At 63.5% G+C, this 17,219-nt stretch carries 16 protein-coding genes; 9 read left to right on the top strand and 7 right to left on the bottom strand.

Features of this window, described 5'->3' with window-relative positions:
* Positions 1–73 precede the first annotated feature (73 nt).
* Positions 74–1,102: an NAD(P)H-dependent glycerol-3-phosphate dehydrogenase gene (locus AC3CBN_RS05955; RefSeq protein WP_488635899.1), complete on the bottom strand. Its 1,029-nt coding sequence runs from the start codon at positions 1,100–1,102 to the stop codon at positions 74–76.
* 18 nt (positions 1,103–1,120) lie between these two features.
* On the bottom strand, positions 1,121–1,612 hold the full coding sequence (gene secB, locus AC3CBN_RS05950; protein ID WP_488635898.1) for a protein-export chaperone SecB: 492 nt from the start codon (positions 1,610–1,612) through the stop codon (positions 1,121–1,123).
* A 314-nt stretch (positions 1,613–1,926) separates the two neighbouring features.
* Here secB and rpmB point away from each other — a divergent pair, with 314 nt between their 5' ends.
* Positions 1,927–2,163, top strand: coding sequence for a 50S ribosomal protein L28 (gene rpmB, locus AC3CBN_RS05945; RefSeq protein WP_102301867.1), 237 nt, complete (start codon positions 1,927–1,929; stop codon positions 2,161–2,163).
* 10 nt (positions 2,164–2,173) lie between these two features.
* The gene (gene rpmG, locus AC3CBN_RS05940; protein WP_008211962.1) at positions 2,174–2,341 is read left to right on the top strand and encodes a 50S ribosomal protein L33; all 168 of its coding nucleotides are present in this window, start codon (positions 2,174–2,176) and stop codon (positions 2,339–2,341) included.
* 1,063 nt (positions 2,342–3,404) lie between these two features.
* Here rpmG and AC3CBN_RS05935 read toward each other — a convergent pair.
* Complete coding sequence (locus tag AC3CBN_RS05935; protein ID WP_488635897.1) at positions 3,405–4,598, bottom strand: DesA family fatty acid desaturase; 1,194 nt, start codon at positions 4,596–4,598, stop codon at positions 3,405–3,407.
* Positions 4,599–4,775: 177 nt separating this feature from the next.
* Between AC3CBN_RS05935 and AC3CBN_RS05930 the strand changes: the two genes are divergently transcribed.
* The 6 genes from AC3CBN_RS05930 to mutM all read left to right on the top strand — a co-directional run bounded on the left by AC3CBN_RS05930 (position 4,776) and on the right by mutM (position 10,538).
* Complete coding sequence (locus AC3CBN_RS05930; RefSeq protein WP_488635896.1) at positions 4,776–5,531, top strand: ABC transporter ATP-binding protein; 756 nt, start codon at positions 4,776–4,778, stop codon at positions 5,529–5,531.
* Positions 5,528–6,313 (top strand): ABC transporter permease, encoded by a 786-nt coding sequence (locus AC3CBN_RS05925; protein ID WP_488635895.1) that lies wholly within the window; start codon positions 5,528–5,530, stop codon positions 6,311–6,313. The genes AC3CBN_RS05930 and AC3CBN_RS05925 overlap by 4 nt, the downstream gene beginning before the upstream one ends.
* On the top strand, positions 6,313–7,668 hold the full coding sequence (locus tag AC3CBN_RS05920) for a GldG family protein (protein ID WP_488635894.1): 1,356 nt from the start codon (positions 6,313–6,315) through the stop codon (positions 7,666–7,668). Before AC3CBN_RS05925 ends, AC3CBN_RS05920 begins: the two co-directional genes overlap by 1 nt.
* The gene (locus AC3CBN_RS05915) at positions 7,665–8,156 is read left to right on the top strand and encodes a hypothetical protein (RefSeq protein ID WP_488635893.1); all 492 of its coding nucleotides are present in this window, start codon (positions 7,665–7,667) and stop codon (positions 8,154–8,156) included. Before AC3CBN_RS05920 ends, AC3CBN_RS05915 begins: the two co-directional genes overlap by 4 nt.
* Before the next feature lie 141 nt (positions 8,157–8,297).
* On the top strand, positions 8,298–9,707 hold the full coding sequence (gene gndA / locus AC3CBN_RS05910) for an NADP-dependent phosphogluconate dehydrogenase (protein WP_488635892.1): 1,410 nt from the start codon (positions 8,298–8,300) through the stop codon (positions 9,705–9,707).
* A gap of 3 nt (positions 9,708–9,710) precedes the next feature.
* A complete protein-coding gene (gene mutM / locus AC3CBN_RS05905; protein WP_488635891.1) occupies positions 9,711–10,538 on the top strand; it encodes a bifunctional DNA-formamidopyrimidine glycosylase/DNA-(apurinic or apyrimidinic site) lyase in 828 nt (275 codons plus the stop codon).
* A gap of 748 nt (positions 10,539–11,286) precedes the next feature.
* On the opposite strand, the gene AC3CBN_RS05900 is transcribed toward mutM, so the two are convergent.
* The 4 genes from AC3CBN_RS05900 to AC3CBN_RS05885 all read right to left on the bottom strand — a co-directional run bounded on the left by AC3CBN_RS05900 (position 11,287) and on the right by AC3CBN_RS05885 (position 15,057).
* Positions 11,287–12,051, bottom strand: a complete 765-nt coding sequence (locus AC3CBN_RS05900) for a hypothetical protein (protein WP_488635890.1) — start codon at positions 12,049–12,051, stop codon at positions 11,287–11,289.
* 27 nt (positions 12,052–12,078) lie between these two features.
* Positions 12,079–12,711 carry a thymidine kinase gene (locus AC3CBN_RS05895; RefSeq protein WP_488635889.1) on the bottom strand — a complete coding sequence of 211 codons (633 nt, stop codon included), beginning with the start codon at positions 12,709–12,711 and terminating at the stop codon, positions 12,079–12,081.
* A 53-nt stretch (positions 12,712–12,764) separates the two neighbouring features.
* Positions 12,765–14,105 carry an NAD(P)/FAD-dependent oxidoreductase gene (locus AC3CBN_RS05890; RefSeq protein WP_488636672.1) on the bottom strand — a complete coding sequence of 447 codons (1,341 nt, stop codon included), beginning with the start codon at positions 14,103–14,105 and terminating at the stop codon, positions 12,765–12,767.
* A 154-nt stretch (positions 14,106–14,259) separates the two neighbouring features.
* Positions 14,260–15,057 carry an SEL1-like repeat protein gene (locus AC3CBN_RS05885; protein ID WP_488635888.1) on the bottom strand — a complete coding sequence of 266 codons (798 nt, stop codon included), beginning with the start codon at positions 15,055–15,057 and terminating at the stop codon, positions 14,260–14,262.
* A gap of 139 nt (positions 15,058–15,196) precedes the next feature.
* On the opposite strand from AC3CBN_RS05885, the gene AC3CBN_RS05880 reads away from it, so the two are divergent.
* Positions 15,197–17,179 (top strand): UvrD-helicase domain-containing protein, encoded by a 1,983-nt coding sequence (locus AC3CBN_RS05880; protein WP_488635887.1) that lies wholly within the window; start codon positions 15,197–15,199, stop codon positions 17,177–17,179.
* Positions 17,180–17,219: the final 40 nt, after the last annotated feature.

Raw genomic sequence — 17,219 nt, 5'->3', positions numbered from 1 at the left:
TTTTTCGTACCGGACGTCGAAGCAGAGAGATAGCGCCATCGAAATGGCTTAAAGCAAGAGCATCTGCCGCAAACTACGGCGCGGATGTGAACAGGCCCTTGGGATATTCCGGCTTCTGTTCGCGGCTCATCAGCATCTTGAGCCCTTCGGCCGGCGTGACCTCACCATGCAGCACGGCGCGCACGCCGCTGCTGATCGGCAGGTCCAGATCATGTTTGGTGGCCAGGCGTACCACCTCATCGGCGGTAAGCACGCTTTCCACCACCTGACCAATCTCGCGCACAGCGTCGTCGATGGCCTGCCCGCGACCCAGCGCCAGGCCCAGGCGACGATTGCGCGACAGGTCGCCGGTGCAGGTGAGGACCAGGTCACCCAGGCCAGCGAGACCCATCAGCGTCTCGGGACGGGCGCCAAGGGCCACGCCCAGTCGCAGCATCTCGTTCATGCCACGGGTGATCAGGCCGGCGCGGGCATTGAGACCCAGGCTCATGCCATCGGCAACGCCAGTGGCGACTGCCAGCACGTTCTTCATGGCGCCACCCAGCTCCGCGCCCAGCACATCACTGCCGGAATACGCGCGGAAATTCGGCGCGTGCAGCAACAGGGCCATTTCATGCGCAAAGGCGTCGTCATCCGAATGCACCGTGACGGCACTGGGCAAGCCAGCCGCCACTTCGCGCGCAAACGACGGGCCCGTGACCACCGCTGCCGGACGTCCCGGGAAGCGCTCGGCCACCAGTTCATGCAGGAAACGGCCGGTACCGGGCTCGAAGCCCTTGGTCGCCCAGGCAATACGGACGTCGGGCTCCAGCCACGGCTGGATCTCCTCCAGGATGGAGGCAAATGCGTGGCTGGGTACGACGATCAGCACCACCTGCGCGCCGCGCAGGGCGGCAGCCAGGTCGGGCTGGTACGCCAGCTCGGACGGCAGCTCGACATCCGGCAGGTAGCGCAGGTTGCGACGGCCCTCGGCCATCGCTTTCAGCGCGGAGGCATCACGCCCCCACAAACGGGTTGGCACCTGGTTGCGGGCAGCGAGGGCCGCCAGCGCGGTACCCCACGAACCGGCACCCAGGACGGCCAGTGTTGGACGCTCAACCATGAGCAGGCTCTTCTTGGATCAGCTGTTGAGCGTCGGGGCGGCGCTGCCGGTAAGGATGCGGCGCTGCTGTTCGGCATACAGCGCGTCGAAATTGATCGGCTGCAGCAGGAACGGCGGGAAACCACCCTCCAGCACCAGCGAAGACAGAATCTGGCGCGCGTAGGGGAACAGCAGGTTCGGGCAGTAGCTGCTGAGGATGCCCGCCAGGTCTTCCTCGGCGAAACCGGCAATGCCGAACACACCGGCCTGGTGCACTTCGGCCAGGTAAGCCGTGCGCTCGCCCAGCGTGCAGGTCAGGGTGAGGCTGAGCACCACCTCAAAGAGGTCGTTGCCCATGTCCACCGACTTCTGGCCCAGGTTCAGTTGTACCTGCGGCTGCATATCGGTTTCGCCGACTTCCTGGAAGATCTGCGGGGCGTTGGGTGCCTCGTAGGACACGTCCTTCACATAGATCTTCTGCAGCACCAGCTGCGGCTGACCGGCCTGGCCGTTGGCGGCGACATCTGCCATGGGGTATTCCTCTTCAAAGTGTCCGGTGCGTGAAAACGCAAAGAGTAGGATTGTTCCATACATCCCTGCGGGCTGCCATGCGCCAACGCCCCCGAAGTGGGCAAATATTGCGCACGACCCTGTTTTTCTGAGAGAATCGCCGGCTCGACCACGCCGACCCGATCCATCGGGCAGGTCCGCCACGCGATGCGGACCTCACGGCAGACCCGAAAGCACCATCCACCAGCATCGCGTGGCGCCAGTCGCCGCTGGGCCGATGCCGCCCTGGCTAACGGGTGGCAAACGCGCCCTTGGGCGCTTTACAGGAGGTCATCATGGCCCGTATTTGCCAAGTCACCGGAAAGGGTGTGCAGACTGGTAACAACGTCTCGCACGCTAACAACAAGACCCGTCGCCGCTGGTTGCCGAACCTGCATGAGCGCCGCTTCTGGGTCCCGAGCGAGAACCGCTGGGTGAAGCTGCGCGTTTCCAACCACGCCCTGCGCACGATCGACAAGAACGGCATCGAAGCCGTGCTCGCCGACCTGCGCGCCCGCGGCGAAAAGATCTGAGGATTGAGCCATGGCTAACAGCAAGCAAGATAAGATCCGCCTGATCTCTTCGGCCGGCACCGGCCACTTCTACACCACGCAGAAGAACAAGAAGAACACGCCGGAAAAGTTCGAGTTCAAGAAGTACGATCCGGTTGTTCGCAAGCATGTGATCTATAAGGAAGGCAAGATCAAGTAAGCCCTCAGGGGTTTGCTGCTTCCACGAAAAACCCGCCGCAAGGCGGGTTTTTTGTTGGCGCCGCCAGTGTGGCCGGCGTTTCTTGGCAGAGTGCTTGCCGTTTGCGGGAGCACGCCCAGTGCCTGACTGGTTCTTGCCTCAGGCTTGGGCGTTTTCGCCAGCGTGCCGCCTGCGCAGCGGGCGTTTCGATCGCCTGCCGGCGACCGAGTCACTTTTCTTTGTTGGCCCAAAGAAAAGTAACCCAAAGAAATGGCCTGACAGGCTCTTAGCGAGATGGTAGATACGAGCGCTGGAGGTCTCTGCCAGCCGGCTGCGTTACGTGCTACCTCAGTGACTGCCGCTACACCGCGAGGCGCCGTGGCGCAGAGGAGGTGCAGCGGTGCGTGACCTACAGGCCTTGGGGGTTCCTGCAGCCGGCTTGGTTGTGCGCTGCCTACGGCGAGCGGCTACACCGCGGGGCGTCGATGCATTGAGGGCTTAAGGCGTGGGGGATGTCTGTTAACTGAAACGTCTATGGGATGGGCGATGGGCGAACGCGCTACACCACCGTGTCGCATGATTGACCCCTCACCCCAGCCCTCTCCCCAAAGGGGAAAGGGAGCCAAGCACGGAGCGTCGCGCTGCTTTAAGTCCTCAATACATCGCCGCCCCGCGGTGTAGCCGCACCGCCTAGGCAGAGCCGTTCGCTATTTGCCTGCCTCGAACTGCAAAGCCTGTATGCCGCAGTTCGCTGCGCCCCCCTCTGCGCCACGGCGCCTCGCGGTGTAGCGGCCACCCCTGAGGTAGCACGCAACGTAGTCGGCTAGCCAAGATCGACAGGGCTTCTATCCCCCATCTCGCTGAAAGCCTTTAAGGCCATTTTCTTTGGGTTACTTTTCTTTTGGGCCAGCAAAAGAAAAGTGACTCGAGCGCCGGCAGGCGATCGAAACGCCCGCCGCGTAGGCGGCACCCTTGCGAAAACACTCAACCCTGAGGCAAGAACCCGTCGCGCACTGGCTGCACTCCCACAAAGAAAAAGCCCGCCTTACGGCGGGCTTTTCTTCATCTCAGCGTCAACGCCCAATCAGGCATTAGCGACCGAGTAGCTCTTCAAGCGCGCGGCGAACTCCTGCAGCGCGCGGATACCGCTCTGCTCGGCTTCGGCAATCCACTGCTGCAGGCCCTTGAGCGCCTGGTCAGCACCACGCTGCTCCATCAGGGCCGCAAGGCGATTGCGGAAATCGCACACGGTATTGAGCGTCGGGCGCTTGGCCAGAACGGCCTGCATGCGGTCACGACCTTCGTTGTCGAGCCAGCGACCACCATCGGCCAGTGCGCGACGCATGCGACGCGGCACCGACTTGATGCTCTCGCCAGCATGCTGTGCTTCGTCGCGAAGCGTCGGCATGATCACGTTGCGGTAGTAGTCGGTCATCGCGGCAAAACGATGCGTCAGCACGCCCTTCAGGGTCTCGGCATCCGGCAAGTGCACGTTCGGGCGGACATCAAGCGCCGGCGCCACGCGCAGCACCTTGGCCAGACCGACCGCGCGCAGGGCGCAGATCGCTGCCCAGCCAATGTCGAACTCCCACTTGCGCAGGGCGAACTTGGCCGAGCTCGGGAAAGCGTGGTGATTGTTGTGCAGCTCTTCGCCACCGATCCAGAAGCCCCACGGGATCAGGTTGGTCGCGGTGTCCGCACTTTCAAAGTTGCGGTAGCCCCACCAGTGGCCGATGCCATTGACGAAGCCGGCAGCCCAGAACGGGATCCAGATCATCTGCAGCGCCCACAGCGCGGCACCGATTACGCCGAACAGCGCGACGCTGATAAACAGCATCAGCGTCGGACCCCAATACGGATGCGCGCTGTAGAGCTTGCGCTCGATCCAGTCGTCCGGCGTACCGCGGCCGTACTTCTCGAGGTCTTCCTTCACTTCGCTGGCGTCGCGGTACAGCGACACGCCGTCCCAGAACACCTTCTTGATGCCGTAGATCTGCGGGCTGTGCGGATCTTCCTCGGTCTCGACCTTGGCGTGGTGCTTACGGTGCACCGCCACCCATTCCTTGGTGACCATGCCCGTGGTGAGCCAGCCCCAAAAGCGGAAGAAGTGAGAGATCGACCAATGCAGGTCGACGCCACGGTGGGTCTGGCAGCGATGCAGGTACAGCGTCACCGTGAAGATGGTGAGCTGGGTCATGATCAGCATGTAGATCGTCATGCTGAGCCAGCCGGCATGCGTCAGGCCGTTGGACAAGAAATTGAGAACTGCGTCGAGCATCGGGAAACACCCAGGTATATGAAATTACAGTCTAAAGGAGAGGTTTCCGTACCCGCCAGCATGGACAGCGCAAGTAATTGTCGCACCCCTTGGGCGCAACGAAGTTAATGTGCTGTGTCACGCAAATGACGCCCCCACCCCGTTGTGTGGAAATGGGGGCGCCGTGACAATCATGCAATGAGCGCGCCTATCGTCGTACTGGAACTGGATCACATCACCCGCCACCGAGCGGGACGCCCTGCCGTATCCAGTCTCAGCCTGCGGCTGGACGCGGGTCAGGTGCTGGGTTTGCTGGGCGTCAACGGTGCCGGCAAATCCACCACGCTGGCGATGATTGCCGGGGCCCTGGTGCCCGACAGCGGCAGCATCAAGCTGAACGGCGAAGACTTCATCGAGCGTCCGGAACTGGCGCAGCGCGTCATCGGCTGGCTGCCGGAACGTGCCCCGTTGTGGCCAGAACTGACCGTAGGCGAACACCTGGACGCACACGGCCGCCTGCGTGGCCTGCACGGCGCCGCGTTGACGCAGGCCCGCCAGAGGATCGTCGAACGGCTGGAGCTGGGCACGCTGGTGCGTCGCCTGGCCGGTGTGCTGTCGCAAGGCCAGCGCCAGCGACTGGGGTTGGCCTGCGCGCTGCTGCACCGGCCTTCGCTGCTGGTGCTGGACGAGCCGGCCAACGCGCTTGATCCGGTGCAGGTGGCGGCGCTGCGTGCGGTGATCCGTGAGCAGGCGGCGGAAGGCACCGCCATCATTCTCTCCACGCACCTGCTGGCCGAAGTAACGGCCGCGTGCGATCGCGTGGCCATCCTGCATGAGGGGCAGCTGCGCTACGACGCGCCCCTCGCCAGCGATGATCACAAGACACTGGAGCAAACCTTTTTCGACATCGCCATGCGCGGCAACGGGAGCGACAACAGGATGCAGGCTGCATGAGTGTGCTCGCCGTGACACGGCTGGAGCTGCGCCGATTGTTTGTCCGTCCACTGGCCTGGGTACTTGCGGCGCTGACGCTGGCGCAGCTGGCGTGGCGCTTCGTGTTGCTGCTGGGTGGCTTTCTTGCTGGTCAGATCAAGCTCGCGGCGCTGCCTGGCGGGCCGGGCTACACCGATCTGGTAGGCGTGCCGATGCTCAGCAGCATCCTCACGGGCGGCATCCTGCCGTTCGGTGTGGCGGAATTGGCGTTGGTGATCGTCCCGCTGCTGACCATGTCCACGCTGGCCGGTGAGCGCAGCAATGGCACGTTGCCGTTGTGGTTCTCGGCGGGCCTTCCTGCCTCGCGCATCGTGCTGGGCAAATACCTCGCGCTGATGCTGTGGCTGGTGTTGTGGCTGGTGCTCGCGCTGGCCATGCCGCTGAGTCTCGCCCACGGCATCACGCTGGACTGGGGCAAACTCGCCTCTGCATCGCTGGGCATGCTGCTGACGCTGGCTGCGCTGGCCGCCATCGGAGTGGCTTGCTCGGCCTATGCTTCGCACGCTTCCATTGCCGCCAGCATCGCACTCACGCTCGGCCTCGTGCTGGCGGGTATGAACATCGCCGTGCAGAAAGCCGGTGCGACCAGCGGTGTGTTCAACTGGCTGGCACTGAGCGGACACCTGGAAACCATGCTGCGCGGCCTAGTCTCCACCGCCGACGTCGCCTGGTTCCTGCTGGTGATCGTGGTGGCGCTGGCGCTCGCCACGCAACGACTTGCCGCCGAACGGGAGCGTGGCTGATGGCGCGCTTATTCCGGCATTTGAATGGATGGCTATTTGCGTTCGCACTGTTGTTGGGTGCTGGTGCCATCGGCTACCTCACCACGCGCTATGAGCATGTGGCCGACTGGACCTTCGGCGGCCGCGCCAGCCTGTCGGCGGAAAGTCGCGCCGTGCTGGCGGCACTGCATGGCCCGGTGGAGATCGTCAGCTATGCGAATCCGCAAAGCGATCTTCGCCACACGATCGCTGGCTTCGTGCAGCGCTACCAGCGCGTGAAGCCTGATCTCACCTTGCGTTTCGTCGATCCACAGCAGGATCCGGCGGCCATGCGCGAGCTGGGTATCACGGTCGACGGCGCGCTGATCCTTCACTACCAGGGCCACGAACAGCGATTGGATGAACTGTCCGAACGCAGCCTCACCAATGCGCTGGAACGCCTGGCGCGCGGCGGCGAACGCATCGTGGCGTTCGTGTCAGGCGACGGCGAGCGTCGCCCCGACGACAAGGGCAACGCGGACCTCGGCACCTTCATGGCGCAACTGGAAGGCCGCGGCATGCGTGCCGTGCCGCTGAACTTCGCGCAGGCTACCGCCGTGCCGCAGCACACCGACCTGGTGGTGCTGGCAAGTCCGGAACTCGCCCTGCCCGAGGGCGCGGTGAAGGCGCTGAGCGACTACGTTGCCAACGGTGGCAACCTGTTGTGGCTTAGCGAACCGAGCAACGATGACCTGCACTTGCAACCGCTCGCCGATGCGCTGGGCGTGCGTGTGTTGCCAGGCGTGTTGGTCGATGGCCAGGGCGCGGCACTGGGCCTCAAGGATCCGCGCATGCTCGCGCTGGGCGATTATCCCCAGCATGCAATCACTCGTGGCTTCACGCTGACTACGCTGTTTCCGCAGGTATCCGCGCTGGCGTTGGCCGCGCGCACCGACTGGCAGGTGGCGCCCTTCCTGCGCTCCAGCGCGCAGAGCTGGACCGAGTTCAAGCCGATCGACAACGCGGAAAGCTCCACCGTCCAATACGACGCCAGCGCGGGTGAACTGAAGGGCCCGCTGGACTTCGGCTTCGCGCTGAGTCGCCTGTCGCCCAGCCCGGACAAGGCCGAGCAGCGCGTGGTGATGGTCGGCGACGGTGATTTCCTCTCCAACACCTTTGTGGGCAACGGCGGCAATCGCGCACTGGGTGAACGCATCTTCGACTGGCTCCTGGGCGACGATGCGCTGGTGCAACTGCCGCCGCGCGGCGCACCGGACCGCGTGCTGCAGATCTCGCAGGCGCAGCTGAGCACGGTGACGCTGGGCTTCCTGGTGGTGCTGCCGCTGCTGTTGCTGAGTCTGTGTGGCTGGATCACGTGGCGTCGGCGTCGCGCATGAAGCGGGCCACCCGTCAGCGGCTATGGTTGATCGGTGGCGCTGTTGCGTTGGTCGCGGGCGCCGCCTGGCAATGGCAACGCGACAGCGCGGAAGCTCCCGGTACCTTGCTGCACGTAGAGCCATCCACCATCACCGAAGTGGCGCTGGGTATCGGCAAGGGCCCGGTTGAGCATTACGCCAAGCGGGACGGTCACTGGTGGCGCACCGACGGCACACCTGTTCGCACCGATGACGGCCGCCTGGGCGGGTTAGCCGACACCGCCGCCGCCGACGTGCTGAGCTGGCGTCCGGCCAGCGATTTCGACCCCGCAAAGATCGGGCTGGCTTCCCCGCTAGCCGTGCTGACGCTGGATAACCAGAAGCTGGAGTTTGGCGAAACCTCAGTTACTGGCCCGCAGCGCTACGTGCGCGTGGGTGATCGTGTGGCTTTGATATCGGTGCGTTTTACGCCGAGGCCCGCAACGGCTCAGGCGATACAAGCTCACTAGCCACAAGATCTTGCTCGTCATCCTGGCGAGGTGCTCTTCAACAGCCGACGGGCTGGTCAAGCTGGAATGACGAGCAAAGTGCACTTGCGCCCCGGGTTGTCCTCCCCATATCTAGAGCCATCCCTAGTCAGGAGCGATAACATGACGAAGCAGGCGATCGGTGTAGTGGGCATGGCGGTGATGGGCAGCAACCTGGCCCTCAACATAGAAAGTCGCGGACATGCCGTGTCCATCTACAACCGCAGTCGCGAGCGCACCGACGAGGTCATCGCCGAGAACCCTGGCAAGCGGTTGATACCGGCGTATTCGCTGCAGGAGTTCGTCGACTCGCTGGAAAAGCCGCGCCGCATCCTGCTGATGGTGAAAGCGGGAGACCCCACCGATGCCACGCTGGCGCAGCTCAAGCCGCTGCTGGACAAGGGTGATATCGTCATCGACGGCGGCAACACGTTCTTCAAGGACACCATTCGCCGCGAGAGCGAAATGAGTGCGGCCGGCCTGCATTTCATCGGTACCGGTGTTTCCGGCGGCGAGGAAGGTGCGCTGCATGGCCCTTCGATCATGCCGGGTGGTCCGCGTGATGCGTACGACCTGGTGGCGCCCATCCTCACTGAGATCGCGGCGCGCGCACCCGACGGCGAACCTTGCGTGGCTTACATGGGCCCCAACGGCGCGGGCCATTACGTGAAGATGGTGCACAACGGCATCGAGTACGGCGACATGCAGCTGATCGCCGAGAGCTACTCGGTATTGCGCAACGTACTGGGCCTTTCCAACGACGAGTTGGCCCAGGTCTATGGCGAGTGGAACAAGGGCGAGCTGGATAGCTACCTCATTGCGATCACCGCGGATATCTTCACCAAGAAGGACGACGACAGCGGCAACGCACTGGTCGACATGGTGCTCGACCGCGCGGCACAGAAAGGCACCGGCAAATGGACCAGCCAGAGTGCGCTGGACCTTGGCGTGCCGCTGCCGCTGATCACCGAGTCGGTGTTCGCGCGCTTGCTCTCGTCGCTCAAGGATGAACGCGTCGCTGCCAGCCGCATCCTGCCTGGCCCCGCGACCACCACGTTCACTGGCGACCGTACGGCCTTCATTGAAGCCGTGCGCCGAGCGCTGTACTTCAGCAAGATCGTTTCCTACGCGCAGGGCTTCGCGCAGTTGCGCGCAGCGTCCGATGAGTACCAGTGGAACCTGCCCTACGGCACCATCGCGCGCATCTTCCGCGCCGGCTGCATCATCCGTGCCCGCTTCCTGCAGAAGATCACCGATGCCTATGCGCGCGACGCACAGCTGAAAAACCTGCTGCTCGATCCGTATTTCCGCGACATCGCCGCGCAATACCAAGGTGCGTTACGCGAAGTGGTATCCGCGGCGGTGAATGCCGGTGTGCCGGTGCCCTGCTTTGCCTCCGCCATCGCGTATTACGACAGCTATCGCGCGGAACACCTGCCCGCCAACCTGCTGCAGGCACAGCGTGACTATTTTGGCGCGCACACCTTTGAGCGCATCGACAAGCCGGGCAGCTTCCACGCGGACTGGTCGTAATCGATGCCCGAACTGCCCGAAGTCGAAACCACGCGTCGCGGGATTGCCCCGCACCTGATCGGGAGACGCGTCACGGGCGTCACGTTGCGCCGCCCCGATCTGCGCTGGCCGATTCCGCCAGAGATCACCACGCTACTGCCAGGCCAGCGCATCGAGGATGTTGAACGTCGCGCGAAGTATCTTCTGCTGCATACGCAGGCCGGGAGTGCTTTGCTGCATCTGGGCATGACCGGTGTGTTGCGTGTGTTGCCGCCCGATGCACTCGTGGGCAAGCACGATCATGTAGACATCGCGCTGGAACCGACGACAACCGAAGGACCACGCATATTGCGTTTCACCGATGCGCGCCGCTTTGGCTGCCTCCTTTGGCAGGCGCCGGGCGAAACGCACGAATTGCTCCTCTCGCTCGGTCCTGAGCCGCTTACTGACGATTTCGACGGTGACGTGCTTTGGCATTTGTCGCGTGGCCGCAAGGCTGCGGTGAAGTTGTTCCTGATGGATAACGCTGTGGTGGTTGGCGTTGGCAATATCTACGCCAGCGAAGCGTTGTTTGCGGCGGGTATTGATCCGCGCAAACCGGCGGGCTCTGTTTCGCGTGCGCGTTATGCGCGGTTGGCGGGAGAAGTAAAGCGCATTCTGGCGTGGGCGATCGAGCGTGGTGGCACCACATTGCGTGACTTCATCAAGCCGGATGGGGCGCCGGGGTATTTCTTCCGCGAGTTGCAGGTTTATGGGCGCGAGGGGGAACCTTGTCGGGTGTGTGGAACACCGATACGGCAGGTGGTTCTGGGGCAGCGTTCGACGTTTTGGTGTTCGCGCTGTCAGCACTAGCTCCTGGCTCCTGGCTCCTGGCTCCTGGCTCCTGGCTCCTGGCTCCTGGCTCCTGGCTCCTGGCTCCTGGCTCTTAGCTCTTAGCTCTTAGCTCCTTCTCCCCTCCGGGGAGAAGGTTGGGATGAGGGGCCAATCTCGCGATAGCGTAGGTACTAGCGTTGACGCCAGTTTGCCGCCTACGCGGCGGGCGTTTCGATCGCCTGCCGGCGACCGAGTCACTTTTCTTTGCTGGCCCAAAGAAAAGTAACCCAAAGAAATGGCCTCAAAGGCTCATAGCGATGGGTGGGATACGAGCTTGAAGCACGTCGCCAGACGGCCAGGTCGCGGCCCATGGTTATGCACAGCTGCTACACCGCAACGCGTCAGGGCGCAGAGGGCTTAAAGCATGCGCTTTGTGACCATCCCTCGGTTGTAACAAACGTCGCGACCTTCGGGCGATCCTGTTTTAAGTCCTCACCGCTTCGGCGCGTTGCGGTGTAGCCGCTGTGTGTAACCTGGGGTAATCAACTCTCAGGTCACAGAGACCTTCCAGCGCTTCTATCCCACGGCCCGCTGCCAGCTCTAGAGGCTCTTTCTTTGGGTTACTTTTCTTTGGGCCAGCAAAGAAAAGTGACTCGGCTGCCGGCAGGCAGTCGAAACGCCCGCTGCGTAAGCGGCACCCTGGCGCTAACGCTCGGCCCACGCGTAATCGCGAGCACCCGCCCCTCATCCCAACCTTCTCCCCATGGGGGAGAAGGAGCGCCTCGCTTCAATCAGGCCAGCGAAATTCCACAAACGTATTGTTGAATTCCGGGTCCTCATCACCTCCGCCGAGACGGGCCATCAGGCCGCCATGCAACCCTTCGGCATCCAGCTCCTGGCCGTCACTGAAATGCGCACCCAGCGCCTCCAGCTCCACCAGCCGCTCGCACAGCAAACCAGCGCGGTTGGTGTCGCGCTCCGGTACGTTGCGAATGCTTATGTCCGGACGGCCAAACTTGCGCATGCCGCGCGTGTGTATCCAGTAGCGTCCATCCTGCTCTTCGTTGTCGCGCAGGATCAGCAGGTGATTGCGGATTGGCGCGCCATCGCGCACCAGGTAATGCCGTCGCCAGGTATCGGCGTCATACAGGGTGAGGACCTGCGGATCGAGAATGGCGGTGCCGCCCACATCGAGCAATGCGGCCAGCACACCCAGCGTGTCGCGAAGATAGCCAGTGTCCGCGCTGTCAGGAAGACGGCCGCGCACTACCAAAACTTCCGGCGAGTCCAATGCCAGCTTGTATGCCTCGGGTGCATCGTCCTTGAACATCCGGCCCACACTGCCCTTGAGCGGATAGCCCTCCCACTGACGCAATGCGTTGTGGTGATGGCTGGTCAGCTCCATGCCTTGGGGCAAGCCTTCGCTGCCATAGTCGGCCGAAGGCGCGCGCCCCGGCTCGAACTTGCCGAATACGTAGAACTGCAGCAGGGCCTCTTCATCGCTCGGCTGCCAGTGGGGACGCTGCCAGGCGGGAATGTAAACCTTGGACATGGCTTTCCTTGTGTCAATGCGCAGGGCTCAATGCCCTTCGCCCAGCGGTAGCACGGACTGCTGCAATTCAATGTGGCCGCGCCCCTCGGTGATGCGCTTGAACTCGGCGCGGCTCACTGAGACATAGCGGTCGTTGCCGCCGATCTCAACCTGCGGACCCTCGGTCACGGCTCGGCCACGCTCATCCACGCGGACCACCATAGTGGCCTTGCGGCCGGTATGACAGATGGTCTTGATCTCTTCCAGGTTGTCCGCCCAGGCCAACAGGTAACGACTGCCCTCGAACAGTTCGCCGCGGAAATCGGTGCGAAGGCCATAGGCAAGCACCGGAATATTCAACTTGTCCACGACGTCGCTGAGCTGCCATGCCTGCGCCTTGCTCAGGAACTGCGCCTCGTCGACGAACACGCAATGCAGCGCGCCGCGTGTGGCCATGTCGGCCTGCACCAAAGCGAGCAGATCCTCTTCCCCGCCGAATCGGCGCGCGTTGGCCTTCAGGCCGATACGCGAGGCCACCACGCCGTCGCCGAAGCGGTTGTCCAGCGCTGGCGTGAGGATGAGCGTGCGCATGCCGCGCTCGTGATAGTTGTACGCGCTCTGCAGCAAGGTAGTGGTCTTGCCGGCATTCATCGCCGAGTAATAGAAATAAAGCTTGGCCATGATCGTTCCTGCAACGGGGCGCTGATGTTACTTGGTTGACGGCGGCACGCGGCTCAATCCTGATCCAGCGGCGTGGTACCCCCGCTGAAACGGCTCCGGGCCTGGGACAGGCGGTAGCGCCGCTCCGCGAGCCAGCCGCGCCATTGGCATAGTGCCAGCACGCCGTAGATCACCCGAAAAGCGAGAATGCGGGTCCATACCTTGAACGAGTCGAACACGTCGCCCGCCAGCATCGAAATGACGCCCTGCTCGATCTGGAACGTGTTGCGCGGCGAGCAGAATAACTGGCGCATCACCGGTCCGTTGAAGCGGTAGATGAAGAACGCGAAGCGCCGCATGCCTCGCCGCTGGCGCCGTTCAAGGCGACGCTGCAGCCGCTTCTCCACCCGTGGATCGAGCAGGGCGCGATCCACGACTTCCACCGCCTGCTCTGCGCCGCTCATGGCCAGGTAAACGCCGGAGGAGAACACCGGATCGAGGAAGGCGAACGCGTCACCAATCAACACCCAACCCGGGCCACCCATGCATGAGGAGTCATACGAATAGTTGCCGGTGACGCGCACTTCATTGCCGATCAGCTCGGCCTGTTCAACGCGCCGCCACAACCCTTCGTTCTGGCGCAGCGTGTCCAGCAGGAATTCCACCGTGCGCCCGCGCCGCTGCTTGAGATAGTCGGGCCGGCACACCGCTCCCACGCTCATCACGCCATCGGGCAGTGGGATCATCCACATCCAGCCGTGATCGAACCGATAGATGCTGATATTGCCGGCATCGGCGCCAGGCCGCGGCTCGGCGCCACGGAAATGTCCGAAGATCGCCGCGCTCTGGTGTTCGGCGTTCTTGCGCCGCAGTTTCTTCCTGCCGGAGAGGAAAGCATCGCGCCCGCTGGCGTCGACTACATAACGAGCCTGGATGCGATAGTCGGCGCCGTTCTCATCCACCACTTGCAGCGTGCTCTCGCGCGGCCCGGCATGTTCGACCTGGCGTACTTCGTGGCCCTCGCGCGCATCTGCGCCACATTCGCGCGCATGCTGGAACAGCATGGCATCGAAATCCTGCCGCCAGACCTGATACGCATGAGGTGGGCTATTGCCCAACGCGCGCGCAAACGCGTAAGTGTTGTAGCCCTGCGGATTGTCCGCTTCGAAATCGGCGCCGGGCTTGTAGACCCCTAGCGCGCGAACTTTCTCCATGACACCAAGGCGCTCGAACACCTTCAGGTTCATCGGCAGCAACGATTCGCCGATGTGGAAACGCGGATGGTGATCCTTCTCCAGCGCAATCACGCGATAGCCACGCCGCGCCAGCAAGGCGGCCGCCGTGCTGCCCGCTGGGCCGCCGCCAATGATGGCTACGTCGCATTGCTGCATTGCCGTGCATTCGCCGTCGCCCATGCCCTGATCGCCCTCCGTTTGGCCTGAGCCATTATGGCGCGCGCAAAGGCCGCCGCCATGCCCTTTGGCATCGCCGCCGAACACCGTACAAACGCCCGCCATGTCAACACGACGGCCGACCGTGTTCGTCCCATTCAAGCCATGGTCGCATGCTTCAGCTGGCAGGATGCGGTCCGTCCGAAGGTTTACGGACCGGTTGCAGCTCGCCTACCTCGACGTGTCCCTTCAACATCTGTACCTGCCACTGCAGGTCTTTCACGCGCAGGTAATGCGCAGTGTCCATGCGCGCCGAGTCGCCTATCTCGCTCAGGTCGACGCTCGAGCCACCGCCCCGCCCGAGCAAGCGGGCGACATTCTCACCCGAGGCGGCACGGCTCGCATCATCCGCGTAGATCGCCACACCGTTGCCGACCCAACCAAGATGACTGCCGGTGATCTGCGAACGAATGCTGCCCAGCTCAAGCGTGAGGCGACGAGCACCGACTTCGTCGCCGAAGTCCGCTTCCAGTTTCTGCCTTAATGCGTGCGCCTGCGCACGCTCGGTCTCACTGAGCTGTGCCGCATAAAAGTCGCTTTGCCGTTGCAGCTCGAAATAACCACGGCTCGCTGCCAGTTCCATCCATGCGTAGCCATTGACCCGGTCCTGGGCCACGCCGTCGCCATTCCAGTACATCAACGCCACCAAGGCCTGGGACGTCTTGTCGACATAGCGCGCGGCCAGCTGGAAATCGTGGAAGGCTTCGCGCTTGCGGCCTTCGTAGTAGGCCTGCATGCCCAGGTTGCGGAAACGAAGGTCGGGATGCGCTTCGATGAACGGCCGCGTCGCCATATCGGCAAGTATGGCGCTGCTGCGTTTGAGGTCACCATCCGAAGCGGCGCCTTCCTGCGCCAACGCCTTGCCAACGCAGGCGATCGTGACAAACGCCAGGGCAAGAATCGCGAACCTGCTCATCTCACGCTCCAGTGAGGCGGGCACTGGCCGGTGTCGCCGGCATCCCTGGCCCGACCGGCCGAGCATACTACGCCCTGCCCGTCGGCCGAGCCGATGACCTCTGTTACCATCGTGCGCCGTCCTTGCCTCTGCGCACACCATGCTCAATCCCCAACAATTGGCCGCCGTCGAACACTGCGACGGCCCGCTGCTGGTATTGGCCGGCGCCGGCTCGGGCAAGACCAGCGTGATCACGCAGAAGATCGCGTATCTCATCGCGCGCAAGAAACTTTCGCCGTCCAAGATCGCCGCCATCACCTTCACCAACAAGGCGGCGAAGGAAATGCGCGAGCGCGTGTCCAAGCTGATCAGCAGCGAGGATGCCGCAGCGCTTACCGTGTGTACCTTCCACGCGCTTGGCCTGAAGTTCCTGCAGATGGAGCACCAGCGTGCGGGCCTGCGCAGGGGTTTCTCGGTGCTCGACGCTGACGACAGCGAGGGCATCATCAAGGAGCTGTCACCCAAGGGCGTGAAGCCCGACGTGCTGTTCAACATTCGCAATCTGGTCAGCCGCGCCAAGAACGCGGGCCTCTCGCCGGAGGAAGCGTTGGCCGCTGCCCGCAGTCCGCGCGAGATGGATGCGGCGATGATCTATCAGCTGTACCAGCAGCGCCTGGCCGCGTTCAACGCGGTGGACTTCGACGACCTGATTCGCCTGCCGCTGCGTATCCTCGAAAGTGACGAGGAGTGCCGCATGGCGTGGCGCGAACGCCTGCGCTACCTGCTGGTGGACGAGTACCAGGACACCAACGACGCGCAGTTCCGCCTGCTGAAGGCGCTGGCTGGCGAGCGTGGCCGCTTTACCTGCGTGGGCGACGACGACCAGTCCATCTACGCGTGGCGCGGCGCCAATCCCGAGAACATCGACCAGCTCGGCAAGGACTGGCCAAGCCTGCGTGTGATCAAGCTGGAGCAGAACTACCGCTGCGGCAAGCGCATCCTGCGCGCGGCCAACAAGCTGATCGCAAACAATCCGCATCAGCACGAAAAGAAGCTGTGGAGCGAGCATCCCGAAGGCGCGCAGATTCGCGTGCTGGAGTGCAAGGAAAACGAGCACGAGGCGGAGCGCGTGGCTGCCATCGCCACCACGCTGGCGGAAAAGCACAAAGCGCGCTGGCACGACATCGCCATTCTGTATCGCGGCAATTTCCAGGCACGCCCGCTTGAAAAAGCGCTGCGCCTGGCGCGCGTGCCGTATCACCTCACTGGCGCGCTGAGCTTCCTGGATCGCCAGGAGGTAAAGGATCTGCTGTGCTATCTGCGCTTGCTAACCAACCCGAGTGATGACGCTGCGTTCCTGCGCGTGGTGAACGTACCCAAGCGCGAGATCGGCTCGACCACACTGGAGAAACTCGGCCAGATCGCGCAGACACGCCACGCGTCGCTGCTCGATGCCGCGCGCAGCGATGCCGTGCTGCGCCAGCTCACACCGCGTCCGGCGGCAGCGCTTGCATCTTTCACCAACCTCATTGACGAACTGCGTAGCGCCTCGCTGCATCAGGGCGCGGCGGATCTGGTGGAAACCGTGCTCAAGCGCACCGGCTACGCCGAGCAGATCGCCGCCAGCACCACCGACGCAGCGCTGCGCGAACGCCGCCTGGGCAATATGCGCGAACTGGCCGACTGGTTCCGCGCCATGCAAAAGGGCAACAACAGCGCTGGCGACCTGGCCGCGCAGCTGGCCCTGCTCAGTCATGCCGACCGCGACGAACCCGGCAACGCCGTGCGCATGATGACGCTGCACGCCGCCAAAGGCCTGGAGTTCCGCTTCGTCTTCATCGTCGGCTGCGAGGAAGGCACGCTGCCACATGAGGGCGCCATGGACGAAGGTCGCGTCGATGAAGAGCGCCGCCTGATGTACGTGGGCATCACGCGCGCCAAGGAAATGCTCACGCTGTCGTGGTCGGCCAAGACCAAGCGCTACGGCGAGGTGCACAGCAACCAGCCCAGCCGCTTCCTGCACGAACTGCCGCAGGATGACCTGCACTGGCAGGGTAAGGATCCGGAAGCGGACAAGGAAGTGGTGCGCGAGACGGCCGAGTCGCACATGGCGAAGATTGCGGCGATGCTGGCGGGCAACTAGGCCGTTCAAGGACCGTACTTCATCGGTATCGGCGTAGCGC

It is taken from the genome of Dyella sp. OK584 (genome assembly GCF_057787755.1).
The sequence above is the reverse complement of the archived record's forward strand: the minus strand, read 5'-3'. Positions and strand labels throughout refer to the sequence as shown.